This is a genomic window from Arthrobacter sp. 9E16, assembly GCF_002929435.1.
Lineage (GTDB): Bacteria > Actinomycetota > Actinomycetes > Actinomycetales > Micrococcaceae > Arthrobacter_B > Arthrobacter_B sunyaminii.
In genome coordinates this window covers 33,117-58,156 of sequence record NZ_PJIU01000001.1, presented here as the reverse complement: position 1 = coordinate 58,156, position 25,040 = coordinate 33,117, and the positions used below count along the sequence as shown (strand labels likewise).

The 25,040-nt window shown below is 65.4% G+C and carries 21 protein-coding genes; 11 read left to right on the top strand and 10 right to left on the bottom strand.

What is annotated here, in order from left to right; genetic code table 11:
* Positions 1 to 221: 221 nt before the first annotated feature.
* Complete coding sequence (locus CXR00_RS18455) at positions 222 to 353, top strand: hypothetical protein (protein WP_258059900.1); 132 nt, start codon at positions 222 to 224, stop codon at positions 351 to 353.
* A 252-nt stretch (positions 354 to 605) separates the two neighbouring features.
* On the opposite strand, the gene CXR00_RS00255 is transcribed toward CXR00_RS18455, so the two are convergent.
* On the bottom strand, positions 606 to 1,946 hold the full coding sequence (locus CXR00_RS00255; RefSeq protein WP_104053654.1) for an amino acid permease: 1,341 nt from the start codon (positions 1,944 to 1,946) through the stop codon (positions 606 to 608).
* A gap of 249 nt (positions 1,947 to 2,195) precedes the next feature.
* Between CXR00_RS00255 and CXR00_RS00250 the strand changes: the two genes are divergently transcribed.
* The 8 genes from CXR00_RS00250 to CXR00_RS00215 all read left to right on the top strand — a co-directional run bounded on the left by CXR00_RS00250 (position 2,196) and on the right by CXR00_RS00215 (position 10,065).
* Positions 2,196 to 2,699 (top strand): Lrp/AsnC family transcriptional regulator, encoded by a 504-nt coding sequence (locus CXR00_RS00250; protein WP_104052419.1) that lies wholly within the window; start codon positions 2,196 to 2,198, stop codon positions 2,697 to 2,699.
* A gap of 28 nt (positions 2,700 to 2,727) precedes the next feature.
* Positions 2,728 to 3,444, top strand: coding sequence for a GNAT family N-acetyltransferase (locus CXR00_RS00245; RefSeq protein WP_104052418.1), 717 nt, complete (start codon positions 2,728 to 2,730; stop codon positions 3,442 to 3,444).
* A gap of 123 nt (positions 3,445 to 3,567) precedes the next feature.
* Positions 3,568 to 4,326, top strand: coding sequence for an NUDIX domain-containing protein (locus tag CXR00_RS00240; protein WP_104052417.1), 759 nt, complete (start codon positions 3,568 to 3,570; stop codon positions 4,324 to 4,326).
* A 3-nt stretch (positions 4,327 to 4,329) separates the two neighbouring features.
* Positions 4,330 to 5,643 carry a quinolinate synthase NadA gene (gene nadA / locus CXR00_RS00235; RefSeq protein WP_104052416.1) on the top strand — a complete coding sequence of 438 codons (1,314 nt, stop codon included), beginning with the start codon at positions 4,330 to 4,332 and terminating at the stop codon, positions 5,641 to 5,643.
* Positions 5,640 to 7,286: an L-aspartate oxidase gene (locus CXR00_RS00230; RefSeq protein ID WP_258060229.1), complete on the top strand. Its 1,647-nt coding sequence runs from the start codon at positions 5,640 to 5,642 to the stop codon at positions 7,284 to 7,286. The genes nadA and CXR00_RS00230 overlap by 4 nt, the downstream gene beginning before the upstream one ends.
* Before the next feature lie 23 nt (positions 7,287 to 7,309).
* Positions 7,310 to 8,200: a carboxylating nicotinate-nucleotide diphosphorylase gene (gene nadC / locus CXR00_RS00225; RefSeq protein WP_181032441.1), complete on the top strand. Its 891-nt coding sequence runs from the start codon at positions 7,310 to 7,312 to the stop codon at positions 8,198 to 8,200.
* Positions 8,197 to 9,462, top strand: coding sequence for a cysteine desulfurase family protein (locus tag CXR00_RS00220; protein WP_104052414.1), 1,266 nt, complete (start codon positions 8,197 to 8,199; stop codon positions 9,460 to 9,462). The genes nadC and CXR00_RS00220 overlap by 4 nt, the downstream gene beginning before the upstream one ends.
* 84 nt (positions 9,463 to 9,546) lie before the next feature.
* Complete coding sequence (locus tag CXR00_RS00215) at positions 9,547 to 10,065, top strand: universal stress protein (RefSeq protein ID WP_104053652.1); 519 nt, start codon at positions 9,547 to 9,549, stop codon at positions 10,063 to 10,065.
* Here CXR00_RS00215 and CXR00_RS00210 read toward each other — a convergent pair.
* Entirely contained in the window at positions 9,962 to 10,531 is a 570-nt protein-coding gene (locus CXR00_RS00210) for a GNAT family N-acetyltransferase (RefSeq protein ID WP_258060288.1), read from the bottom strand. The two genes, CXR00_RS00215 and CXR00_RS00210, sit on opposite strands and share 104 nt — an antisense overlap.
* Positions 10,532 to 10,720: 189 nt before the next feature.
* On the opposite strand from CXR00_RS00210, the gene CXR00_RS00205 reads away from it, so the two are divergent.
* Together CXR00_RS00205 and CXR00_RS00200 are read left to right on the top strand one after the other, a co-directional pair.
* Positions 10,721 to 12,118, top strand: coding sequence for a M20/M25/M40 family metallo-hydrolase (locus tag CXR00_RS00205; RefSeq protein WP_104052412.1), 1,398 nt, complete (start codon positions 10,721 to 10,723; stop codon positions 12,116 to 12,118).
* Entirely contained in the window at positions 12,118 to 13,632 is a 1,515-nt protein-coding gene (locus CXR00_RS00200) for an MFS transporter (protein ID WP_104052411.1), read from the top strand. Before CXR00_RS00205 ends, CXR00_RS00200 begins: the two co-directional genes overlap by 1 nt.
* A 13-nt stretch (positions 13,633 to 13,645) precedes the next feature.
* Here the strand turns inward: CXR00_RS00200 and CXR00_RS00195 are convergent, their stop codons facing one another.
* From CXR00_RS00195 to CXR00_RS00160, 8 genes are all read right to left on the bottom strand, one after another.
* A complete protein-coding gene (locus CXR00_RS00195) occupies positions 13,646 to 14,557 on the bottom strand; it encodes an oxidoreductase (RefSeq protein ID WP_104052410.1) in 912 nt (303 codons plus the stop codon).
* Positions 14,558 to 14,599: 42 nt separating this feature from the next.
* Positions 14,600 to 15,067 carry a MarR family winged helix-turn-helix transcriptional regulator gene (locus tag CXR00_RS00190; RefSeq protein WP_104052409.1) on the bottom strand — a complete coding sequence of 156 codons (468 nt, stop codon included), beginning with the start codon at positions 15,065 to 15,067 and terminating at the stop codon, positions 14,600 to 14,602.
* Between the two features lie 9 nt (positions 15,068 to 15,076).
* Positions 15,077 to 16,186: an LLM class flavin-dependent oxidoreductase gene (locus CXR00_RS00185; protein WP_104052408.1), complete on the bottom strand. Its 1,110-nt coding sequence runs from the start codon at positions 16,184 to 16,186 to the stop codon at positions 15,077 to 15,079.
* 101 nt (positions 16,187 to 16,287) lie between these two features.
* On the bottom strand, positions 16,288 to 17,103 hold the full coding sequence (locus CXR00_RS00180) for a hypothetical protein (RefSeq protein ID WP_104052407.1): 816 nt from the start codon (positions 17,101 to 17,103) through the stop codon (positions 16,288 to 16,290).
* Between the two features lie 101 nt (positions 17,104 to 17,204).
* Positions 17,205 to 18,218, bottom strand: coding sequence for a hypothetical protein (locus tag CXR00_RS00175; RefSeq protein WP_104052406.1), 1,014 nt, complete (start codon positions 18,216 to 18,218; stop codon positions 17,205 to 17,207).
* Between the two features lie 109 nt (positions 18,219 to 18,327).
* A complete protein-coding gene (locus CXR00_RS00170) occupies positions 18,328 to 21,474 on the bottom strand; it encodes an efflux RND transporter permease subunit (protein ID WP_104052405.1) in 3,147 nt (1,048 codons plus the stop codon).
* Positions 21,475 to 21,624: 150 nt separating this feature from the next.
* Complete coding sequence (locus CXR00_RS00165) at positions 21,625 to 23,148, bottom strand: malate:quinone oxidoreductase (protein ID WP_104052404.1); 1,524 nt, start codon at positions 23,146 to 23,148, stop codon at positions 21,625 to 21,627.
* A 68-nt stretch (positions 23,149 to 23,216) separates the two neighbouring features.
* A complete protein-coding gene (locus CXR00_RS00160; RefSeq protein WP_308470485.1) occupies positions 23,217 to 24,899 on the bottom strand; it encodes an ABC transporter substrate-binding protein in 1,683 nt (560 codons plus the stop codon).
* Between the last annotated feature and the right edge of the window lie 141 nt (positions 24,900 to 25,040).

Here is a 25,040-nt window from a genome sequence, read left to right as displayed (position 1 = left end):
TGTGGTCCTTCACGGAAGGAGCCGCCGTGGCCGGCACCTTCCGTGAAGTGCTGCGACGGCGACCTTTTCATGGGCTCCAGTGGGCATTTCTACGACAGTCAACTGTGGGGAGAGTATTTCTGTGCCGGGTCGGTGAAGTCGGAAGCAGTGAGGACTGGCTTTTATTTTTTTACCGGGTATGGTCGAGGCTATCCGTATTTGTTCTTTCAGAGGAGCCTAAATTGTCAGGTAAATCCCCGCAGGGTTCAAACGAGAAAAAGCCCGGCAAGTCCATCAAGGACAAGCGGGCCGAAAAAAGGGCCAAGATGAGTGCCGAGTCGGAGCTCGCACCCAAGAAGCGCAAGGGGCACTAGCCTCAGGCCCACTAGCGCCAGGGGCAGCGCGCAGCAGGCAGCTCCCCGGAACGCCCGCAGCCGCGAAGTTTTCAAGAACGTTTCTTCGCGGCTGTTGGCCACGGGGCAATAATGCCGGCCCCATCAATGACGAACTACTCTTTACGGCTTTTATGCCGCAGTGAGATTCTGGATAACATTCCGTGGTGTTTGCTAATTGCTGCAAATTACCCGCACGCATAAACGCAAAAATGCGGGTCCGGTGAATTTTAGCTATTTAAGCTGGCGGCCGGACTTCACTGCGCTGCGGTCCATGAGCCACGCGGCAAAAGACAGTGCGCAGGTCAGGGCGAGTGTTGCCAGCAGCTGAATCCGGACCGCCGGGTCCAGGAAGCCGAGCACCACAATGCCGGCCAGCAGGGCCAGCGCAAAGTAGGAAAGCCAGGGGAACGCCCACATCTTGAACCGCAGTTCCACGCCTGCGGACTCGGCACGGCGCCGCAGGATAATCTGCGAAACAATTGAAACGCCCCAGACCACCAGGCAGGTGGAGCCCACCAGGTTCAACAGGATCATGAGAACCGTTTCGGGGTACAGATAATTCAGTGCCACCGTCAGGAAACCGAAAGCCACCGAGGCAGCCACGGCGGCACGGGGGACGCCGCTGGCGCCCTTGCGGGCGAGCGCCCGGGGAGCCCTGCCTCGCTCAGCGAGTGAGAACACCATCCGTGAAGCGCCGTAAAGATTTGCGTTCAGCGCCGAGAGCAGGGCCACCACAATCACCACGGCCATCACAACGTCGGCACCCGGAACACGTGCCTCCGCCAGTGCGGCTACAAAGGGCCCGGTGCTCAGGGACTCGCTGTCCCACGGCAGGATCGTGACGATCACCAGGACTGACCCGATGTAGAAAACCAGGATGCGCCAGACCACCGAGGTGATGGCTTTGGCAATGTTGGTTTCGGGCTCCTCGGTGTCGGCGGCCGCGACGGCCACGATCTCGGTGCCTCCGAACGCGAAGACCACCAGCAGCAGTCCGGCGCCGACCCCGCTCCATCCGTGCGGCATGAAGCCGCCGTTGCCGGTCAGGTTGCTCAGCCCGGGAGCCGGAACGTTGGGCAGCCACCCGGCAATGAAGGCGACGCCGATGGCGAGGAACGCCACGATCGCCAATACTTTGAGCAGTGCAAACCAGTACTCAAACTCTCCGAAGCTGGCGACGCCGCCCAAATTGATGGCCGTAAACAGGCTCATAAACACCAGCGCCAGCAGCCACTGCTGCGAACCGGGCCACATGGAGGCAACAATTGCCGCCGCAGCCGTTGCCTCGGCGGCGATGACTATCACCAACTGCAGCCACCACAACCAGCCGATGGTCGTTCCGGCCGGGCGGCCGAGTGCCTTCTCGGCATATACGGAGAAGGCTCCGCTGCTGGGGTCTGCCGCGGCCATTTCGCCCATCATCCGCATGACGAGGATGACCATGGTGCCGGCAATCAGGAAGGACAGCAGAACCGCGGGTCCTGCCGCCTGGATTCCGGCGCCGGAACCGACAAACAGTCCGGTGCCGATGGCGCTGCCCAGGCTCATGAAGACCAAATGGCGGGGGCGCATCTTGCGCACGGTGGGAGATCCTGCCGGTGCCGGTGCGGCTGGTCCGGTTGAACCGGTCGCGGACGTTCGGGTGGTCATGAAAAAGACACCTTTGAAGTTGGGGATGCCGTGAAGAGTGGAGTGCCGAAAACCGGCCGCGGCCATAGCTAACCATCTTATGCCGTGAGTGCACGTCGCTCAGTATGCGTATGATTTGTGCCACTATGCTTGCAGTTTGCACAGCATTTCGCCGTGCGGGGGAAGGAAAGCATGCCCACAGATGCCTTGGATGCACGCATTATTGCGTTGTTCACTGACGAGCCCCGGATGTCCGTCCTTGAGGCCTCGCGCACGCTGCAGGTGGCCCGCGCCACCGTGCAGGCAAGGTTGGACCGAATGCAGAAGGCGGGAGTCATTTCCGGATGGGGGCCGCGGATTGATCCGGCGGCACTGGGCTACTCGGTGCTTGCCTATTGCTCGCTGACCATCAGCCAGGACATTGGCCACGATGCCGTGGTTGCCGCTCTGGCCCGTATCCCGGAGATCCAGGAGATTCACACCGTCTCCGGCGAGAGCGATCTGCTGGCCCGGGTTGCCGCCCGCTCCAACTCGGACCTCCAGCGCGTCATAGATTCCATCGTGGCGACCCGCACCATTGTGCGGTCCTCATCCGTGATCGTGCTGAACACGCATTTTGACGGCCGGACCCTACCGCTGCTGGAGGCGGCGTCCGGCGCGGACCCGGCCGAGCAGCAGGCTGCCGATCCTGCCTAATCCTTGGTTCCCGTGCTACAAATGCCGCATGGAGCTGCAGTCCGCCACGATACGGAACATCCAATTCGCCTGGTCCCGGATTCTGGACATCGACGAAGAAGAGATGGCGGACGCAAGTACCCGGACGTACCGTGAAAGCAGGGACAGCCGGCTGCTGATGTTCGTTTCACTGTTCGGAAAGGGCGTGCTGGTGGGGCCGGCGTGGGCGATGGCGGCGGCACGCACCCTGACCGACGCCCAGCTGGCCCGGCACTCCGTCCTGCTGGAATTGAGTCGTCCGCATAACGGGCAGGCGCTGGGAGAAGCCTCCCTCTTCTTTTGCGATACCCTGCCCCCGGCCGCCGGTCCTTCGCTGCCGGTGAGCCTGGGACGCAATGACGCGGTCATGCTCGAAAGTGCCTGCCTGCCTGAGGATGCGGAGGAAGCTGGCCTCAGCGGCACTGAGCACGTCTGGATCCTCATGAATGGCAGGGACAGCCCGGCCCTGCCGGTCGCCGGCGCCGGCTATAACGTCTGGGCAGGCGCACTCGCTCACATGGGAGTTCTGACTGCCCCGGGTGAAAGATTCCGCGGACACGCTTTGAGTGTCTCCCAGCTGGCCGCGGAGGCAGCCATCACTGCTGGCCTCATCCCGCAGTGGCGTGCCCGGACGGACAACGCTGCGTCCTGCCGGACGGCCCTGCGGGCGGGCTTTGTCCATGCCGGCAGCCAGACAAGCGTCATCCTTCCGTCCGCAGGGACCTGATCCGGCCCGCAGTCAAAAATGTGACACACCTCGCACGCCTTTAGCCCGAAATGAGTTAGAGTCATCCTGACTTTTACTCTTTCCTCCAGGCTTTGGCCCGGGGGACCGGCCGGAAAGGGCCCAGTGGTTTACCAGCATCCGGCGCACAGATACGCGAACGTTTCCGAACGGGCGCGGCAGCCCCCGGCACTGGCCATCTCCACCGTCATCTTTGCTCTCCGCCCGGACCCCGACACCGGACGCCCCGCATTGTGGCTGCCGCTGGTGCGCCGCATCCGCGAGCCGTTCCGCGGCCTGTGGGCGCTGCCCGGCGGACCGCTGGGCGCAGGCGAGTCCCTGCAGGAGGCAGCAGCCGGCAACCTGGCGCAGACCACCGGACTCGCACCGAAGTATTTGGAGCAGCTCTATGCCTTCGGCGGGACCGACCGGTCGCCGTCGCCGCGGGTGGTATCCATCGTCTACTGGGCCCTCGTGCAGCCCGACGAAGCAGCTTTGTCCCGGGAGGATGACAACGTCCGCTGGTTTCCGGCCGCCGCGGTGGGGGAGCTGGCCTTCGACCACAACGAGATTGTGGAGTACGCCCTGTGGCGGCTGCGCAACCGGATGGAATACGGCTCCATCGCCTATGCCTTCCTGGGCGACACCTTTACCCTGGCGCAACTGCGGGAAGTCTACGAAGCCGTGCTGGGCCGCGAGCTGGAACCGGCCAACTTCCGGCGCCAGCTGCGTGCAGCCGCGGACATCGAAGCCACGGACCAGTATTTGCAGGGCGGCAGGCACCGTCCGCCGCGCCTGTACCGCTACACCGGTGCCCTCCTGACCGGACAACCCGAGACACCGGCGGACCCGCCAGCCCGGACCAACCCAGCAACGGAGTACTAACCCATGAGTAATGCCCCCGGTACCTCGACGCCCAGTGTCGCCACGGCCGTTGAACTGATTTCGGCCGCAGCTGCCGCCAACGGACAATCCTCGACATCCACCTGCACGCCGGCTCTGGCCATGCCGCCGTGGGAATTCGACGGCGCCCGGCTGCCGGACTACGGTCCCGGCGCCTCGATGCATGATCCGGCGCCCCCCGCCACGCCCCGGCAGGGCAGCCTGCCGGAGGAATACCGGCAGGCGTCCGACGCCGAACTGCACAGGCGGATCGAAGCTGCCAAGGAAAAGCTCGGCGGGCGTGCCGTCATTCTGGGCCACTTCTACCAGCGGGACGAAGTGATTCGCCACGCGGACTTTGTGGGTGATTCCTTTCAGCTGGCCAAGGCGGCGAAGTCCAAGCCCGATGCCGAGGCCATCATCTTCTGCGGCGTCCACTTCATGGCTGAAACCGCTGACCTGCTCTCCGGACCGGACCAGGCCGTAGTGCTGCCCAATCTCGCCGCCGGCTGCTCCATGGCGGACATGGCGGACATCGATTCGGTGGCCGAGTGCTGGGGCCAGCTCACCGAACTCTTCGGATCAGAGCCCGACGACGACGGCCGGCTTCCCGTCATCCCGGTCACCTACATGAACTCCTCGGCCGCGCTGAAGGGTTTCTGCGGCGAGAACGGCGGCATTGTCTGCACCTCCTCCAACGCCGCAGCCGTGCTGGAATGGGCCTTCGAACGCGGGCGCCGGGTGCTCTTCTTCCCGGACCAGCACCTGGGCCGGAACACAGCCAAGGCAATAGGGATCCCGCTGGAGGCCATGCCTACGTGGAACCCCCGGCTGGCACTGGGCGGAAACACCGTGGAGCAGCTGCGCCAATCACGGGTGCTGCTGTGGAACGGCTTCTGCTCGGTACACAAACGCTTCACCGTAGCCCAGATCGAAAAGGCCCGCGCCGACTTCCCCGGAGTGCGGGTGATCGTGCACCCGGAATGCCCCATGCCCGTGGTGGACGCCGCCGATGAGGCAGGCTCCACCGACTACATCCTTAAGGCCATCGACGCCGCCCCGGACGGCAGCACCTTTGCCATCGGCACCGAAATCAACATGGTCAACCGGCTGGCGGCGCAGTATCCCCAGCACACCATCTTCTGCCTGGACCCCGTGATCTGTCCCTGCTCCACGATGTACCGGATCCATCCCGGCTACCTAGCCTGGGTGCTGGAGGGCCTGGTCCGGGGCGAGATCCTGAACCGGATCACGGTTCCCGCCACCGTTGCCGTGCCGGCCCGCACCGCACTGGAACGGATGCTGGCGGCACGGCCGTGATCGCCGTCGTCGGCGCCGGAATTGCCGGGCTGATGGCGGCCCTGAGTGCGGTGCAGGAGGACCAGACGGCCGAAGTAACCGTGCTCGCCAAGGGTACGGTGCAGCAGTCCAACACCTGGCTGGCGCAGGGCGGAATCGCCGCCGTCGTGCCGGAAGCTGCGGCGCCCGGAGACACGGCGGACGCGCACGCGGCGGATACGCTGGCCGCCGGTGCCGGAAGGGGCGACGCCGAAGCGGTGCGGGTTCTCTGCTCGGCAGCCGGCGAACAGATCCGCCGCCTGCTGGAACTGGGCGCACCCTTTGACCGTGATCCGGCGGGGGTGCTGGCGCTGGGCCGGGAGGCGGCGCACTCGGCCCGGCGGATTCTGCATGTCAACGGCGACAGTACCGGAGCCGGCATTGCCGCAGCGCTGCTGCAGGCCGTGGCCGCGGAACCGCGGATCGCCGTCGCGGAGCACGTCTTTGCCGCCGGGCTGCTGCTCGAACAGGGCGGCGTCAATGGAGTAAAGGTGCTCCGGAACGGCGTGCTGGCTCCGCTCGCGGCCGACGCGGTGATCCTCGCAGCCGGGGGTGCGGGCGCCCTGTACGCGCACACCACCAATCCGGAATCGGCAACGGGCGACGGCGTGGCCCTGGCGGCCGGTGCCGGTGCCGCGGTGCAAGATCTTGAGTTTTTCCAGTTTCATCCCACCTCGCTGGACGTGCCGGGGAATCCGCTGATTTCCGAGGCGGTCCGCGGCGAGGGGGCGGTACTGCGCAATGCCGCGGGGGAACGTTTCCTGCTGGCCGGCCTGGCTGCCCGGGCCGCCCACCCGGACGCTGAACTGGCTCCGCGCGACGTCGTCTCCCGGGCCGTCAGCGCCTATCTGCTGGATAGCGGGGAACCGTGCGTCTGGCTGGATGCCACCGGTGTTGCAGCCGCCCGCGGTCCCGGGTATCTGGCCCGGCGCTTTCCCGGCCTGGATGCCATGACCCGAAGTCACGGGTTGGACTGGGAACGGGACCTGCTGCCCGTGGTTCCCGCTGCCCACTACTGGATGGGCGGAGTGTCCACCGATCTCTGGGGCCGCACCACGGTGCCCGGGCTGTACGCTGCCGGCGAGTGTGCCTGCACCGGTGTGCACGGCGCAAACCGGTTGGCGTCCAATTCGCTGCTGGAGGGACTGGTGTTCGGCGCCCGGGCCGGCGCCGCTGTGGTGGCGGACGGGCAAACCGGGGCCTTTCCCACGGCCCTGCCCACTGTCTTGCCTGCCTCCGGACCGGCCGCGGAAGGGGAAGCTCCTGTCCCCGGAGGCGAAGGTCCTGTCCCCGGGGACGCGGGCCGGAAGGAGCCTGCTTTTAGCCGTGCTGCCCTTCAGGAACTCATGTCCGCCCGGGCCGGGGTGCTGCGCAGCGCCGACGGGCTGGCTGCTGCCGCCGCCCAGGTCGCCCGCTGGCAGCGGGATGCGGCGGGGACCACGGTAACGAACCTTATGGCACCGGAAGTGCGGGTGCTGGAAGACGCGAACCTGCTGACCTGCGCACGGCTGCTCCTGGCCGCTGCACGGCGGCGCACCGAATCCGTGGGCGCCCACTACCGGACCGACGCCGGGATCCGCCCGGCTGAGGAAGTCGCCGGCGACACCCTGCACCTCACCGCATGAGCTCCCCGAAGGGAAACACCTCCATGACCACCAGCACAGCGCTTCCCCGTCAGTCTTATGTGCCGGCACCTGTTCCGCAGGATGCCGTGGACCGCATCGTTGCCGCGGCGCTCGCAGAAGACGCACCGTGGGGGGACATCACCTCCGAACTCCTGGTCCCGGTGGAAGCCCGGGCCTCGGCCGTCCTCACCGCCCGCGAACCCGGCATCTTCTGCGGAACCCAGGTCATCGAGGCAGCGTTCCGGCTCGCCTCTGCGCAAACATCAGTTCAATTCCCGGTCCGGGACGGCGAGTCCTTCGAAGCCGGAACCGTTCTGTCGGAAATCAGCGGGCCCGCCCGCGCGGTGCTCACGGGTGAACGGGTGGCCCTGAACCTGGCGCAGCGGCTCAGCGGCATCGCCACCCTCACCGCGGCCTTTGTTGCGCAGGCCGCCGGCACATCCGCCCGGATTACGGATACCCGCAAGACCACGCCGGGCCTGCGCATCCTGGAACGCCACGCGGTCCGGTGCGGCGGCGGGCACAACCACCGGTTCAGCCTCTCCGATGCGGTGATGGCCAAGGACAATCACCTGGCGCTGCTGGCCGCCGGGAACATGGATTTGGGGCAGGCACTGGCAGCAGCCAAAGCGGGGCTGCCGCACACCGTGCACTTCGAGGTGGAGGTGGACCGGCTGGACCAGATCGAAGCCGCGCTGGCCGGCGGCGCGGACACCGTGCTGCTGGATAACTTCTCCCCGGCGGATCTGCGCCGCGGCGTTGAGCTGATCGGCGGACGTGCCCTCACCGAAGCCAGCGGCAATGTCCGGCTCGAAACGGTCGCCGAGATCGCCGCCACCGGGGTGGACCTGATTTCCGCGGGAGCGCTCACCCACAGCGTCCGGTCCCTGGACCTGGGACTGGATCTGAGGTGATTTACCTGGACGCGGCCGCCACCGCTCCGCCGCGGCGCGAAGTGCTGGAGGCCATGTGGCCGTACCTCACCACGGAGTTCGGCAATCCCTCCAGCTCGCACTCGGCCGGGGAATCCGCCGCCCGGGCGTTGACGGCAGCCCGGGAGACAGCGGCCCGGGTGCTCGGCTGCCGCCCCGGAGAGATCATTTTCACTTCGGGCGGCACCGAAGCGGACAACCTCGCAGTGAAAGGCCTGGCCCTGGCGGGGATGGACCGGATGGACCGGCGAGACCGTCTGGTGCAGGAAGGCACAGGTGCCCCACCGCACCTGGTCTCCACCGCCGTCGAACATCCGGCGGTGCTGGAATCCCTGGACTATCTGCAGCGCCGCCACGGCTTCCGCGTGACGCTGCTGTCCGTGGACGCCGCGGGAATGGTGGACCCGGAGGAGGCCGCCGCAGCCCTGACACCGGAGACGGTGCTCTGCTCGGTGATGTACGCCAACAATGAAGTCGGCACCATCCAGCCCGTGCGTAAGATTGCCGCCCGCTGCCGTGCGGCCGGCGTGCCGTTCCACACGGACGCGGTCCAGGCCGGCGGCTGGCTGGACCTGAACGTGACTCGCCTGGGGGTGGACGCGCTGAGCCTGTCCGGACACAAACTGGGGACGCCCAAGGGGATCGGGCTGTTGTATCTGCGCGGTGTGCCGGCACTTGAGCCGGTGATGCACGGGGGAGGACAGGAGCGCGGCCGGCGTTCCGGTACCGAGAATGTGGCCGGGGCCGTGGGGATGGCTGCGGCGCTGGCGCTGGCCGCAGCGGAGCGCGACGCCACCGCCCGGCACACGGCGACGCTGCGGAACCGGCTGATCGATACCGTGCTGCGAGACGTTCCCGGTGCCCTGCTCACCGGTCACCGGAGCGAACGGCTGCCCGGTCACGCCTCATTCTGCTTTCCGGGCACCTCGGGGGAAGCGGTGTTATTGGAACTGGAACGGGCCGGAGTGCTGTGTTCCAGCGGCTCGGCCTGTGCTGCCGGATCCGATGAACCGTCGGCTGTGCTCACTGCGATGGGGCTGGATCGGGCAACTGCTCAGACGGCCGTGCGGTTTACGTTTACGGCTGCCCTCACGGAGGACGACGTCGAACGGGCGGCACGCGCCGTGGCTGACGCAGTCGGGGCAGTGGGGGGACTGGCGCCGGGGCCCGCTTGCAGCGGGCAAGGCCCAACGAGTCAAGCGCCCGCCAGCAATCCCCGCCTCATGAGGCAGATGGTGCTCTAATCCGGTACACATGCTCGCAGTGCTGTGACACCTTAGCTGTACAACATGAGACTCATGGACGGTCCCAGAGAAGGAGTCAACATCATGACGAGCCCCAATTCCAAGCCGCAGGTCCTGGTGGGTGTCGTGCCCGGTACGGCTGCCGCGGTGGTCGACGTAGCGGGAGGGTTAGCCGACAGGCTCGGGGCGGACTTGGTCTGCGCCACTGTCGACGCCTCCAGCGAGGAAGTCAAGCAACGAGTCGACGGAACGGTGGTGTCCGAGCCCATCAATCCCGACCTGCCTTTCGAAGAGACCCAGGTGTTCGATCCCGGACTTCGGGCAGAGATTGCGGGAGCATTGGATTCGCACCCCGTAACGTGGTCCGTCCGTGCACTGGCCGGTGGTCCGGTGCAGGAGCTTGCCCGGCTGGCCGACCAACTGGACGCGGCTATGATCGTTGTCGGCACACGCGAATCAGGTTTCCGGGGTTCAATTGAAGAGTTTTTCACCACCTCCGTCATGGTTCAGCTTGCCCACCATCAGCACCGTCCGGTGGTGGCTGTTCCGTTGCACCCGGTCCTCGACGACGGGTTGCTGCCGTGGCAAAGTCCAGGTGTTTGAACGACACGCTCGCGACTTCCGAAAGCAGGTCCCGGCTGTGGCGGCGCTCTGACACGGGCGGATCAAACCGGGTGTCCTGCAGGGTTCCGCCGTCGTTCAGCCAACCCCGCCGGGTGTAGAAATCTATGGCCCTTTTATTGCTCGCTTCAACCCACAGGAACGCCCTGGTGTATCCCAGTGACAGGAGTTTTTCTTCCGCCGCGGCAAACAGGGCCGAGCCGACACCCTGTGCCCACGAATCCGGATGCACGTTGATTGCATACAGCTGGCCGGTTGCTGATGCTGAGGCTGACTCGGAATCCGATTCAGCCGCGCCCTCAGCGGGCCCGACAATACAGAACCCGGTGACCCCGCTGTCTGTTTCCGCGACCAAGTGGAAGGTTCCCGGCCTGGGCTCCAGAATGTTCCGCCGCCACCCTCTCGTTTGCGCCTCGGGATTCAGGCCGTCGAGGTACTCGTCGGACATGACCTTCCGGTAGGCAGCCCGCCACGCCGAGATGTGGATGTCGGCCAGCCGGGGAGCGTCGCTTTCAACCGGGGGCCGAACACGGACGGCGGCGCTGGTCATGTTCTTCTCCTGACGTGCGAGGACGGCTGGGGGTGTGGCAGCAAGGCTACCTCAGCCGCGCGATGTGATGCCCGTTACACTCTGGGCATGCACATCAAATCCACGTCATCCCGCGTGCGGGAAACCGCCGGCGGGCAGGCCCTCTCCACCGGCACCGAAGCGGCCCCCAAGCTCTCCCGCCTCATCACTTACCGGACCGTCTCCTCCCGGGACCCGCGCCAGGTTCGCATCGATGAGTTCAACGGCTTCATCGATGCCCTCCCCGAGCTGTTTCCTCTGATTCACGAGAAGCTGTCGCGGGAACGGGTCAACGGGCACGGACTGCTGTACCGCTGGCCGGGATCGCAGGGTGAGGGGCAAGGGCCGGTGGTCCTGATGGCTCACTATGACGTGGTTCCGGTGGAAGACCCTGCGTCGTGGACTCATCCGCCTTTCTCCGGAGAGATCGCGGACGGCCGAATTTGGGGCCGGGGTTCGCTGGATGACAAGGGCTCCCTGACCGCCATCCTGGAAGCGGTGGAACAGCTGCTGGCGGCGGGGTTCATCCCTGCGCGGGACGTGTACCTGTCCTTCGGCAACAATGAGGAAACCGCCGGCGACACCGCCGGAGCGGCCGCCGCACTGCTGGAAGACCGCGGCATCCGCCCCTGGCTGGTGCTCGATGAAGGCGGTGCCGTGGCAGGGCAGGCCTTTCCCTTTGTGGACCGTCCGGTGGCGGTGGTCGGCGTCTCCGAGAAAGGCATCCTGGACGTGGAGCTGTCCACCGAGGATGCCGGCGGTCATGCCTCCACGCCGCACCGCGGCGGAGCCACTGCACGACTGGCCCGCGCCATCACCCGCCTGGATGCCAAACCGCTGCCCGCGGTCCTGCCCGAGCCCACAGTGGAAATGATCGGCCGGCTGGCATCCTCGGCCCGCTTTCCGGCGCGGCTGGTGTTCGGCAACCTGCGCATCTTCCGGAGGCCGCTGACCCGGGTGCTGGCCCGCATGGGAGGCGAGCCCGGGGCCCTGACCCGCACCACCGTGGTTGTCACGCAGCTGCAGGGCAGCTCCGCCTCCAACGTCATCGCGTCCCGGGCCACGGCCAACGCCAACATCCGCGTTGCAGCGGGGGAGACGGTGGCCGGCACGGTGCAGCGGCTGGAGCGGATCATCGCCGATTCCTCGGTTTCCCTGCGGGTGATCGAAGGCAACGAGCCGGCACCGGTCTCCGCCACGGACAACGCCCAGTTCGCCCTGCTGGAACAGGCCATTGCGGCGGTGTTCCCGGACGCCGTGACCGCTCCGTACATCATGCTTGGAGGTACCGATTCCCGCCGTTTCACCGGCATTTGCGACGCCGTGTACCGCTTCGCCCCGTTCCGGATGAGCAGACAAGACCGCGCGAACATCCACGCGGACAACGAGGCCCTGTGCATTGAGACTTTCGGCGAAGGAATCCTCTTCTACACCCGGCTGCTGCGCACCCTCGGGAACAGGCAGTGATGCGGGCCGCCGACGTCGGGCACCGCAGCCTGCGCTCGCTGGGACCGGTGGTGCTCTTCCTGGCCCTGGTGGAAATCACCTCCGGCATCCTCCAGGGGTATTACACGCCCATCCTCACCGACATTGCGCGGAACCTAGGGATCAACGACGGCGACGTCAACTGGTTTGAAGCCGCCCAGCTGATGCTCAGCGCGCTCGCCGTTCCCGTGCTCGCCAAACTCGGTGACATCTACGGGCACAAGCGGATCCTGCTGGTCTCCACCGTCCTGACGGCGGCGGCGTCCTGGGGCGTCGCCTTTGCCCCTGACTTCTGGACCTTCCTGGCCGCATGGTCGCTGCAGGGCTTCTACGTGGTGTGGCTGCCGCTGGAAATCGCACTGATCTTCAGCCGTGCCTCCGCGGCTCCGGGCGGCGCTGCCCTGACCCGCAAAGCCGCCGGCGTTCTGGTGGGGGCCCTGCAGTTCGGAGTCATTGCCGGTGCACTGGCCGCCGGTTTCCTGGTGGAGGTCTTTGCCGGACGGCTGCAACTGACGCTGATGATTCCGGCGGTGGCCGTAACCCTGTGCATTGCCGCGGTGCAGTTCGGCGTTCCGGAAACGCCTGAGCGGGCCGGCGGCATCCTGGACGGCAGGGGCTTCCTGCTGCTGGCCTTCGGGCTGCTGCTGCTCACCTCGGGTTTGAGCTTCCTGCGGATCAACGGCCCGGGCACCTGGTGGGTCTGGGGGATCCTGCTGGCAGGAGCGGCGGCGTTTGTGCCGTTTGTCCGCTGGGAACTGGGCCGCACGGATCCTCTGGTGGACTTCCGGATGCTGCGGGATCCGGCCATGTGGCCGGTGCAGCTCACCGCCGGACTGTTTGGCATCTCGGTGCTCGGAGCCCAGGCGCCCATGTCCACCTTCGCCCGCACTGACCGGCAGATGCACGGCTACGGGCTGGGCCTGGATGCCGGAGATGTGTCCATCATCATCGGCTCCTACGTGTTGTCCGTGCTGATCGGCGCCCTGCTGTTCCCGGTGGTCTCGCGGTACGTCACGCCGCGGCTGACCCTCAGCGGTGCGGCAGCCCTGGTGGGATTTGGCTACCTGCTGTTCCTGCCGTTCCACGACACGCTGGCCCAGACCCTGACCAACATGATCGTTGCCGGACTGGGATCGGGGGCACTCGTGGCGGCGCTGCCGTCGGCCGCCGCCGCAGCAGCCCCGCCCAACCGCACGGGCATGGCCACCGGGCTGACCAACACCACCAAAACCATCGGCGGCTCGTTCGCCTCCGCCGTGTTCGGCATTGCACTGGCCAGCGCCGCTGCGGATGCCTTGGCAGGCGGGGCCCAAAGAGCGGAAACGGCGGCACCGCTGTCGGGCTATCTGGTGGTTTGGGCTGTGTGTTCGGTGACCGGGTTCATTGCTGCCGGTCTGCTCCTCCTGGTGCCGCGGCTCGCCTTCGCTGATCCGCCGCTGACGGCGGCGGATCCCGGGATGTCCGTACCGCCGGAGGGTCGGGGCGCAAACGGCTAGATGTTTGACGGCGTTAGCCGAGGCCGGGGAAACGGACGCCCGTGAGTTCGGTGCTGACGTCCCAGAGGCGGCGTGCCGTATCCGGATCCAAGGCCTGCGGAGCCGGTGTTACGAGCACGGGCCGTCCGCGGAGTTGGCCCGGACCACCCGGGCCGTAAAACTCCCCGCCCCGGACCCCTGGGGCAGTTGCCGCGTACAGCGTAGGCAGCGCTCCGAGTGCCCCACTTTGGCCCAGCAGGCGGAAGAACGAACCTAAGATGTCCAGAGTGGCCGGGTGATTCATGCCGGAGGTGAGGTTGGTATTGGTAAAACCGGGATGGGCCGCGATCGCGATCAGCTTTTCGCCGTGTGCTTGGAGCCGTCGCTGGAATTCAAAAGTGAACAGCAGATTGGCCAGCTTGCTCTGGTTGTACCGCGCCCAGGGGCGGTACCGGCGCTGCGCAGCGAGGTCCGCGAAATCGATCCGGCCCCCGCGGTGGGCCAAGCTGGAAACGGTGACGACGCGCGCGGCCGGAGCCTGGCGCAGCGCCGGCAGCAGCAGGCCGGTCAGGGCAAAGTGGCCCAGATGGTTGACGCCGAACTGCAGTTCAAATCCGTCAGCGGTGGTCCGGTGCGGCGTGGCCATGACCCCGGCGTTGTTGATCAGCAGGTCCACCGGCCCGTCCTGATCCGCTGCGAACCGGCGAATGGATTCCTGGGAGGCGAGGTCCAGTTGCCGCAGATGAACGTCGCTGTTTCCGGTTTCGGTGCGGATCCGCGTCTGGGCAGCCTCACCGCGCTGCCGGTCCCGGCAGGCCAGATCCACGCGGGCACCCTTGGCGGCAAGGACGAGCGAGGTCTGCAGGCCCAGTCCGCTGTTGGCCCCTGTGACGACGGCGGTGGTTCCGGACAGGTCCGGGATGGACTCGATGCTGTAGTTCTCCACTTGGCTCCCGCCGCCGTTCGGGTAGGGGTGCTTCAGCGCTGCCTAGCTGTCGCTGTCTGCCAGGCTGGCCAGCACCTTGTCCGTCAGTGACTTTAGCTCCGCCAGTTCGGCCTCGGTGAGTGCCGGCGTCAACAGCTCGTAGATGCCGCGCACATGTGCCCGGCCCAGCCGCCGCTGCAGGGCAAGCCCTTCCTCCGTCAGGGAAAGCTCCACACCGCGCTGGTCGTGCTGGGCAGGCCTGCGCTGCACCAGCCCTTTCGCTTCCATCCGTTCCACCATGCGGCTGAGGCTGGGCTGGCTGATCAGCAGGTGCTCATTGAGCTCGTTGAGGCGGATCCAACCGGTGGGGCAGCGGGTGAGGTTGAACAGGACGTCATACTCCCGCATGGACAGTTCCTTGAAGGCCGGATCCCGCTGCAGGCGGCGCATCACTCCCACTTGGGTCCGGAAGAGGGACTCCCAGGCCTCGGCTGCCTGTCGAACGGGGGTGCTGCTGGTATCCAGGGACATGTCTTTAGCCTACTGAAGAGTTGGGGCAGGGGCGGAACGTGACGACATCTGAGCTGCGGCTACCCGTGCGGCGTGGGTGGGCCCCTCGGGAACATCTGCCGGACGCCGGGCATCGAATTCACGCCTGAGCTCCGGCAGCACATATTCGCCGAACAGATCAAGCTGCTCCAGGACGGTCTTCAGCGGCAGGCCCGCATGGTCAATCAGGAACAGCTGGCGCTGGTAATCGCCGAAGTACTCCTGGAAGGACAGGGTCTTTTCAAGGACCTCCTGCGGGCTGCCGACGGTCAGCGGAGTCTGCGCCGTGAAGTCCTCCATGCTGGGGCCGTGGCCGTAGACGGGAGCGTTGTCAAAGTACGGCCGGAACTCATTGACGGCGTCCTGTGAGTTTTTGCGCATGAAGAACTGTCCGCCCAGACCCACGATCGCCTGGTCGGCTCGGCCGTGGCCGTAGTGCTCGTAGCGTTCGCGGTAGAGGCTGATGAGCTGCATGTAATGCTCCTTCGGCCAGAAGATGTTGTTCGCGAAGAAGCCGTCGCCAAAGTAGGCAGCAATCTCCGCAACCTGCGGCGTGCGGATGGAACCGTGCCACACAAAGGGGGCAACGCCGTCGAGCGGGCGCGGAGTGGCGGTGAAGTTGCGCAGCGGGGTCCGGAACTTGCCCTCCCAGTTCACCGTCTCCTTGTCCCAGAGCTGGCGCAGCAGGTTGTAGTTTTCCACCGTCAGTTCCACCGAGTCCTGCATGTTCTTGCCGAACCAGGGATAGACGGGGGCGGTGTTGCCGCGGCCCAGAACCAGGTCCACCCGGCCGTCGGCGAGGTGCTGGAGCATGGCGAAGTCCTCGGCGATCTTCACCGGATCATTGGTGGTGATCAGCGTGGTGGCCGTGGAGAGAATGATCCGGTCGGTCTGCGCCGCAATGTAGCCCAGCAGCGTGGTGGGGGAGGAAGCGTAGAACGGCGGGTTGTGGTGCTCACCGGTGGCATAGACATCCATGCCGATTTCTTCGACCTTCTTGGCGATGGCGACGGCGGCCTTGATCCGTTCGCCCTCCGTGGGGATCCGTCCGGTGACGGGATCGCGGGTGATGTCGCTGACGCTGAATACGCCGATCTGCATGGTGTCCTCCGATGTGGCTGGTGCAGCTACAAGTATATGCATTTGCATCTACATGTTCGACAACGATGCTCAACCGTGGAACATTCCCGGCGCCAGGATGCCTACCGGGGTTCCTGGCTCCCGGGCCGAACTGCTGACCATGTGGCGGCGTTTCCGGAGCCGGGGAAGACGATGTGCTTCATGACTCCGTCTCCGACCGCCCGGTCCGCGGTGTAGTAGGACGACAGATCGGGGACATTGGGGTCATACGGCGCGTAGAGCCCCGGCGCAAGAGCAGTAACCCGGCCGTCGATGAGTCTGCCGCTGAACCACGCGGCGACCCGGTAATCCAGAGATGCGGCGTCCACGATCAACGGGTAACCGGGGTAGGCGGCGCTGGTTGTGTCCGCGGTGACCTGGGCAGGGACCGCGGGGGATGCCGATGTGGATGCCGCACTGTCCGTAGCGGTCTCATAGGGTGCGCAGCGGGTCAAAAGTTCCGCGACGGCACTTTTCCACGTCTCGACGTTGACGTTCCAGGCGGAGTTCGGGTTCTCAGCCCGCTGGATGGTGGCGTCCATGGGGGAGGCCAGCTCTTCCAATGCGGCTTCCATGTCCTGTGGGGCGCGGCCGGTTATGCCGTGAATTTCCTCGCTCAGGTCGCGAGCGGTTTCGGCACTTCCCCCGAAGCTGCTCGTTCCGTCACCTATCTTGAGGAGATAGATGGCCCGGTAGAGAGGACCTTTACCGTTGGTCCCGAGGAGCTCGGAGCATGTCTGCTCTTCCGAGCCCTGTGCCGCTGCTGCAACGGCAGGTGCGGCAGACGGTGCGGCAGGTCCGGGGTCGGAGGCAGACATTCCGTCGGGCTCCGCGGCACCCGAGCTGCATCCGGTGACGAACACCAGGGCAAGGGCAGAAACGGCGACGGCTTTTCTCATGGTTCCTCCGGGAATCGTAAACAGTCGTCCCACCCTAGCGGCTGAATCGCCCAGCTGCGCAAAGGTGTGCGCCTAGTCCAGATGAAGAAAAGCCGATCCCGCTACTGGTTTAGCAACCCCGACGAATCCTCCGCAACGACGAAGTCCCTATCCGTCTCCTTGACTAGTTTCACAGTGAGTTGATAGGTGCCCGGCACCGTGAGATCCGGAACCCAGATCTCCTCCGTTGATGAAGAAGCCTGGTCTGTCTTGGCCTGCACTCTGTAGGCAAGTTTGTCGCCGGACCAGGATTGGGGAACATCAATGCCTTCAAGGGACCAGGTGAGGGAGAGCTTCTCCCCAGACAGCTTCTCAAAGCTCAGATTCACGGGAATCACCCAGCCGCGCGGTTCCGGACTGGCATCATATGTTCCCTCGACCACATTGAGGGCTTCGATGATCTGTGGAGCCGCATCTTCAGAAGTCGTTTGGGCAGCCGCATCTTCGAAGAACTCTTGCGCAGCCGGATCTGCCGGCGGAGCGTCTTGGGCCGGGGCAGCTTGTAGGAAGATTTTCATGTCGGATGGCTCAAAGTAGCCTGGGTCATTAAAAAGGATTCCCCCAACGTCCCTGGCAGTGTTCTCCAGCACTACGTCCGTAACTGTGCCGGGAGGGCTCGTGGAAGGACTCTCCGGGTCAGTCGATTCGGTGGCTGACTCACTGGGGCCACTGGATCCACCGGTACCGGTATCGGATGATCCGGTGGGTACGGCGGGTTCAGGCGGAACGGGTGATATCCCGGGCAGCGCCGGCGTCGGCGGGAGAGAGGGGACCACGGCAAGGGACGCCTCGGTCGCGCCGTTGATGCGTATATGATGAGCCGCGGCGCCCTCACTGTCGCGCACAAGGGTCACGTAATCGCCGAGGTTTTCCGTCATGAAATCACGAAGCGCCAACGACCTGCCCTCTTCGGTCACCTCAACGGTCGCTACGTCTTTGGTGTCGCCAGGTTTGAAACGGTCCCAGAGCCCGACGACGGAGGCGGCTGCGGCGGCGAGGGCACCGACGGTGAGAATCAGGGACGTGCCGCGGCGATACCACGGCGTATTGGCTTTCGGTTTGGTTTCGTCATCCATAGCCTGCCTCCCCTACCACGGAGTGACCTCATGGGCGTCACGGCCGCTCCCTGGAAGGGCCGGGAACGGGCGTCCATGAGACTAACGCTCCTCCGCGGTCCGGCCTGCGTCAATCACTAATTAAACGGTTGGCGGCGTGATTCGCCGAGTGGCGGCGCCGGCCGGCCCGCTTCTCCCGGGCGCCTTCCACCAGCCGGTACAGGACCGGCACCAGAACGAGGGTCAGGACGGTGGAGGACACCAGGCCGCCGATCACCACGATCGCCAGCGGACGGGAAATGAAGCCGCCTTCACCGGTGACACCCAAGGCCATGGGGGTCAGGGCAAAGACAGTTGCCAGCGCGGTCATCAGGATGGGCCGCAGCCGCTGCCGGGCGCCGCGCATGATGGCATCGGCCACGTTCATGCCCGGCTCCCCGTTGTGCGGGCGCCGGTACTGGTTGATCAGGTCCACCAGCACAATGGCGTTGGTGACCACAATGCCCACCAGCATCAGCATGCCCACCAGGGAGGGCAGACCCAGCGGCACTCCGGTGACCAGCAGCAGCAGGATTGCGCCGGTGGCCGCAAACGGCACCGATACCAGCAGGATCAGCGGCTGAATGAGGGACTTGAACGTGGCCACCATAATCACGTAGACAATGGCGATCGCCGCCAGCAATGCCAGTCCCAGCTGGGTGAAGGACTCGTTCTGCTGGGTGGCGGCGCCGGAGAGCGTGGCCGTGACGCTGGCGGGCAGGTCCAGCTCCGCCAGCTTGTCCTGAACCTCGGTAATGGCCGCGCCCAGATTCTCTCCCGCCGGGGAAACGGAGACGACGGCGGTGCGCTCGCCGCCTGAGGAGGATATCGACGTCGGGACGTCCACTTCCTCAACCGTGGCCAGCGAGCTCAGCGGAACGGTGCCGGACCCGGCGGGAACGGGAACCCGGCTGAGCTGCTCCACGCTGGTGATCTGCGTTCCTTCGCCGATGAGCACGGGGAAGTCGTCGGTGCCGATGCGGATGGTTCCGGCCGGCAGCGGGCTGAGCGTGGAGGCCACCAGACCGGCAATCTGCTGTTCATTCAAACCCGCAGCCACCGCCTTGGCACGGTCAATCGACACCTGGACCACGGGGGAGGAGGAGGACAGGTTACTGGTGACTTCACCTGCGGCAGGCAGCGAGGACATCGCTTCCACTACCTCATCGGCCGCCGGCTGCAGTTCACCGGGATCGCCGGCGGACAGGCTGATGTCCACCGTGTTGGAGGTGCCGAAACCGCCGCCGGTGCTGCCCAGGGTGATGTTCCCGGCGTCGTCGTCCAGGGAATCCAATTCGCTGCTAACCGTTTCCCGCAGCGCCACCTGGTCAACGCCCGGCTCGGTGATGACCGTGTAGGAGGCCACCGCGGATCCGCCGGAGCTGAAGGCGGCGAAGCCGGCACTGGAGGTGCCCATGGTGACCTGGACGTCCTTGACGCCCTCGGTGCCGCGGAGCACCTCCTCCACCTCTTCGGCTGCGGCGGAGGTGGTTTCCAGCGAGGTGCCCGGGGGCAGTTCCTGCCGGACGCTGAAGGTGTTCTGCCCGGTGTCCCCCAGCAGGTTCGTCTGCAGCAGCGGGGTCATCGCCGCCGTGGCGGCAAGGACAATCACGCCGGCCACCACGGTGTACACCGGATGCCGCTGGGTGGTGCGCAGGATCGGCACATAGCCGCGCTGCAGGAAGGTTTTGGATTCCCGAGCTTCCACTTCGGCGCGGTACGCCGCCGGGTCCGCCACCGGCTGGCCGGACTTCAGGAACCAGTACGCCAGCACCGGCACAATGGTCAGCGAAACCAGCAGCGACGCCAGCAGTGCCAGGGAGGTGGTGATGGCGAACGGGCGGAATAGCTCACCGGCCAGCCCGCCCACAAAGGCGATCGGAGCGAAGACGGCAACGGTGGTCAGGGTTGAGGCGGTAATGGCGCCGGCGACTTCTCGCACGGCGGTGAGGATGGCCGTCCGCTTGTCCGTGCCGTACCCCAGGTGCCGCTTGATGTTCTCGATGACCACAATGGAGTCATCCACCACCCGGCCGATGGCAATGGTCAGCGCGCCCAGGGTCAGGATGTTCAGCGAATAACCGAACGCCAGCAGGCCAATGAAGGTCACCAGCAGGGACAGCGGAATGGAGACGGCGGTGACCAGGGTGGAGCGCACCGAGAGCAGGAAGACCAGGATTACCAGGACGGCGAAGCCCAAGCCGAGGATGCCTTCGGTGGTGAGGTTGGAGATGGATTCTTCGATGAACGGGGCCTGGTCAAAGACCACGGTGAACTTGGCGCCGTTGCCGAGCTCTGATTCCAGGGCGGGCAGAAGATCGGTCACCTGGTGGGAAATGCCAACGGTGTCGCCCGCGGGAGTCTTGGTGATGGACACCGCTAGCGTCGGCTGTCCATTGGTGCGGGTAATTGAGGTGTTCTCGTCTTCCACGATCTCCACCGAGGCAACGTCGCCGATGGTCACCGGATCCGCGGAAGCGTTGGAGCCGCTGCTGCGGGTGGACTCCACCGGCAGGGCGGAGACCTTCTCCAAGCTGTCCAGCGGACTGCCGATCTGGATGGACAGAGTGCGGGTGTCTTCAGCGACGGTACCCGCGGGCACCAGGGCGCCGCTGTTCTCCAGTGCTGAGGAGATCGCCGACGGCGTGACGCCCAGGGCGGCGAGGGCCGCCTCGTCGGGCAGGATGGAAATGCTCCGGGTGGATCCGCCGGTAACTTCAGCGGTGCGTACCCCTTCGATCTTTTGCAGCCGCGGAACGGTGAGCCGCTGCAGGTCGGCGTTGAGTTCGGCCAGCGGCTCATCCGAGGAGACCGCAAGGTACACAATCGGGAAGTCGCTGATGCTGCCGGCCAGGGACTGGGGGTTGGCGTCATCGGGCAGCAGCTGGCGCGCGTTGGAGATGGCGCGGTCCACCTGGCCGCGGGCACGGTCCAGGTCGGTGCCGTAGGCGAAGGTCAGGCTGATGGTGGAGATCGAGTTGCGGGAGGTGGCGGAGGAATCCTCCAGGCCTTCCACCGCGGTCAGTGCACCCTCCAGGGGTTCGCTGATCTGCTTGTCCACCACTTCCGGCGAGGCGCCGGGCAGTGCGGTGATCACGGTAATCTGCGGGAACTCCAGCGACGGAATGAGCTCCTGCTTCAGGGATCCCATGGAGATCACCCCGAAGACGGCAATGAACACCGTGATCAGGGCAATGAGCGCCCGGTTGGAGAGGGAAAACTTGGCCAAACGGTCCATGAGCCTGCCTTCGGAAGGGCTGAACTAACGCAGATCGGCAAAACATCCCGAAACCAACCCGGTTCCGGTACTTAACGTTCGTTGGACCGGGCCGACCGGATGGGTCAGCCCGGTCCAACGGGTAAAACTTCTTCGGAGAGTACCTGCGGCTTAGTTCAGGCCCAGAACACGGTTGGTGTCAGAGGTGAGTTCATCCAGCAGGGACTCGTTCTCATTGAGCTTGACGCCGTATCCCGGAATCATGTCCTTGATCTTCGGCTCCCAGCCGCCAAACTCGCGCGGGAAGGCACGCTTGAGCAGGTTGATCATGATGGGCGGGGCTGTGGAGGCACCCGGCGAAGCACCCAGCAGGGCTCCGATGGAGCCGTCCGCTGCGGTGATGAGTTCGGTGCCGAACTGCAGCACACCGCCCTTCTTCGGGTCCTTCTTGATGACCTGCACGCGCTGCCCGGCGGTGATGAGCTCCCAGCCTTCGGTACCCGCCTGCGGCATGAATTCCTGCAGTGCCTTCGTCTTGCCCTCGCGGGTCTTCATCACTTCGGTGACCAGGTACTTGACCAGGGACATGTTGTCCTTGGCCACGGCCAGCATCGGAACCAGGTTGCCCGGCCGTACCGAAGCAGGCAGGTCCAAATAGGAGCCGGTCTTCAGGAACTTGGGGGAGAAGCCGCCGTACGGGCCGAACAGCAGCGAACGCTTGCCGTTGACGAAGCGGGTGTCCAGGTGCGGGACGGACATGGGCGGGGCGCCCACTGAGGCCTGGCCGTACACTTTGGCGTTGTGGCGGGCAATGATGGACTCATCCGTGGAGCGCAGGAACTGGCCCGAGACCGGGAACCCGCCAAATCCCTTGCCCTCGGGAATGCCGGAGGCCTGGAGCAGGTGCAGGGCACCGCCGCCGCCGCCGATGAAGACGAAGCGTGCGGACACCGTGCGGGAGGCCCCGGTAGCGCGGTTCTTGACCTTGACCTCCCAGCCGCCGGTGGAGGAGCGGGTGACGTTGCTGACTTCGTGGCCGTAATTCATCTCCACGCCGCTGCCGGCCAGGTAACCGGTCAGTTCGCGGGTCAGCGCGCCGAAGTCGACGTCGGTGCCGCCGACGACGCGGGAACCGGCAACACGCTGGGAAGGGTCGCGTCCCTCCATGATCAGCGGAGCCCATTCGGCCAGCTTGGAGTGGTCTTCGGAGAATTCCATCGACTTGAACAGCGGCTGGGCGCTCAGCGACTCGTACCGGCGGCGCAGGTACTCGGAGTGCGCGTCACCCCACACAAAGCTCATGTGCGGCAGCGGGTTGATGAAGCTGTTGGAGATATGGCCGGATGAGACCATATGGGACCAGAACTGGCGGGACACCTGGAACTGCTCGTTGATGCCCACCGCCTTGGCCGAATCCACTGAGCCGTCCCCAGCTGCGGGGCTGTAGTTCAGTTCGCACAGTGCGGCGTGGCCGGTTCCGGCGTTGTTCCAAGGGTCCGAGCTTTCCAGTCCGGCGCGGTCGAGGCGCTCAAACAGGGAAATGTCCCAGTCCGGCGCCAGCTGCTTCAGGAACGCCCCGAGGGTCGCGCTCATGATGCCGCCGCCGATCAGCAGTACATCGGTTTTTGTTGCGGACGTATCCGCCGAGCTATTAGCAGTCAACTTCATATCTCCAGTCGCGTGGGCGCTAGCCATAGAAGCGTATCGCTCCAAGGGGCCTTACTAAAATCACCTGCAGTTTGCAACGGGCCAATACGCGCCCGTTACTCGTCCCGAAGCTCGATCCGGTTGAAGACCTCGTTGAGCAGCGGCGACGTGGGGTAGGAACCGATCCTGGGGGACAGGGCCAGCGCGGAAATGGGGAAGGCCAGCGGAACGGCCGGCACCCGGGTGGAGATTCGGTCCGTAATCGCGGTGTACGCTTCCGTGCGTTCCGGACCTTCCTGCAGGGTTCGTGCCCGGTCGATCTTGCTCAGCAACTGTGTGTCATCGTAGGCAAACTCTTCGGTGTAACTGCCGAAAAGGGTGCCCACAAAGTTGTCCGGATCGTTATAGGTGCCGCTGATGCCGAACAAATGCAGGGCCCGGTCCCCGCTGGTCTGCACGCTGGAGAGATAATCATCGGACCACTCCACCGGAACCGGCTTAATGTTCAGCCCCGCAGCGGTCAGCTGGCGGCTCAGTTCCGCGTACACCCGTTCGGGCGTGGGCAGATAGGCCCGCGTCACGTGACGCGGGTAGTAGAAGGGGAGCTCGGCGCCGTCGTAGCCGGCTTCCTTGAACAGCTCGGCGGCCTTCTCGGGATCGTAGCCGTAGTTCGTGACGGACCCGGAGGAAACCCCGAGCTTTTCCGGCACAAACTGGTTCGCCTGCTTGGTGCCGTTAAGGAAGAGCCCGTCCAGGAGCGCGCCCTTGTCGATGGAGTGGGCGATGGCCTGGCGCATCTTGAGGTCATCCATGCCGGGGAAGGCCTGATTGATGCCGAGATAAAGCACCGAATAGGGGTCCCGCTGCAGGATCTGGAGGCCGTTGCGGGCGAGATCGTCCACATCCGCCACGGTGACCAGATCATAGCCGTCCACCTGCCCGGTTTTCAGGGCCCGCAGGCGGCTTTCCGGACTGCTGATGGTGGAGAAGACCACGGTGCCGATTTGCCCGCGGACACCCCAGTAATCAGGGTTGGCGGCCAGCCGCACCTCGTCGCCCTCCCAGGACTCGAGAGTGAAGGGACCCGTCCCTGTCGGGTGCAGCGCGTAGTCGGAGACTTTCTGGCCGTCCTTTTCCACGGTCAGCACGTCGGCTTTGAACTGCTGCAGAGCCTTGGGGGAGGAGATCGCAAATTCCGGCGATGCCAGGGCGGGAATGAAACCGCTGAGCCGGGTGGCCAGATCTATTTGGACGGAGTACTCGTCGATGGCAGTGCATGACTTGTACACAGCCAAATTGGGGGCGTCCGAGAAGGCATTGAAGACGGCTTTGTAGGCAAGGTTGCCGGATCCGCGTGCGGAGACAGGCAGGTTGTACCAGCGGTCAAAGTTGGCGCAGACGGCATCGGCGTTGAACGGCTCGCCGTCATGGAAGGTGACGTCCCGCCGCAGGGTGAAGGTGTATGTGCGTCCGTCTTCGGATTCGGTCCAGCTCTCGGCCAGCAGGGGAGTGGGTGCAGAGGTCAGGGGATCAACACCAACCAGCCCCTCCATGATCTGGCGGGTGACCCGGTGGCTTTCTGTGTCCGTCGCCAGGGCCGGATCCAGAGTGGACGGGCGGGCGGCGGTGGCGAAGGTGAAGGTGGCGGTGGGTTCTGAACCCGTTGCGCTTCCTGTCGCCGACGCTGAGGCCGTGGCAGTGCCCTCGGGCGGAGCGGCGGTGCATCCGGCGAGAGCTACAGCGGCAATCATTGCACCGGCCCGCAGGAAGGAGCGGCGGCCCATGCCGGAATTTGTCACAGCTGTTGTTCTCCTCCGGAGACGCTCCGTCAACGGTGCGTTTGGTTCTATCGGGTGTATTTATACGAATTGCCAGTCTAAATGATAAAAATCCGGCAACAGCCGGTGAGACACGGCTCACAGCAGTCCTGCAAGTAGGGC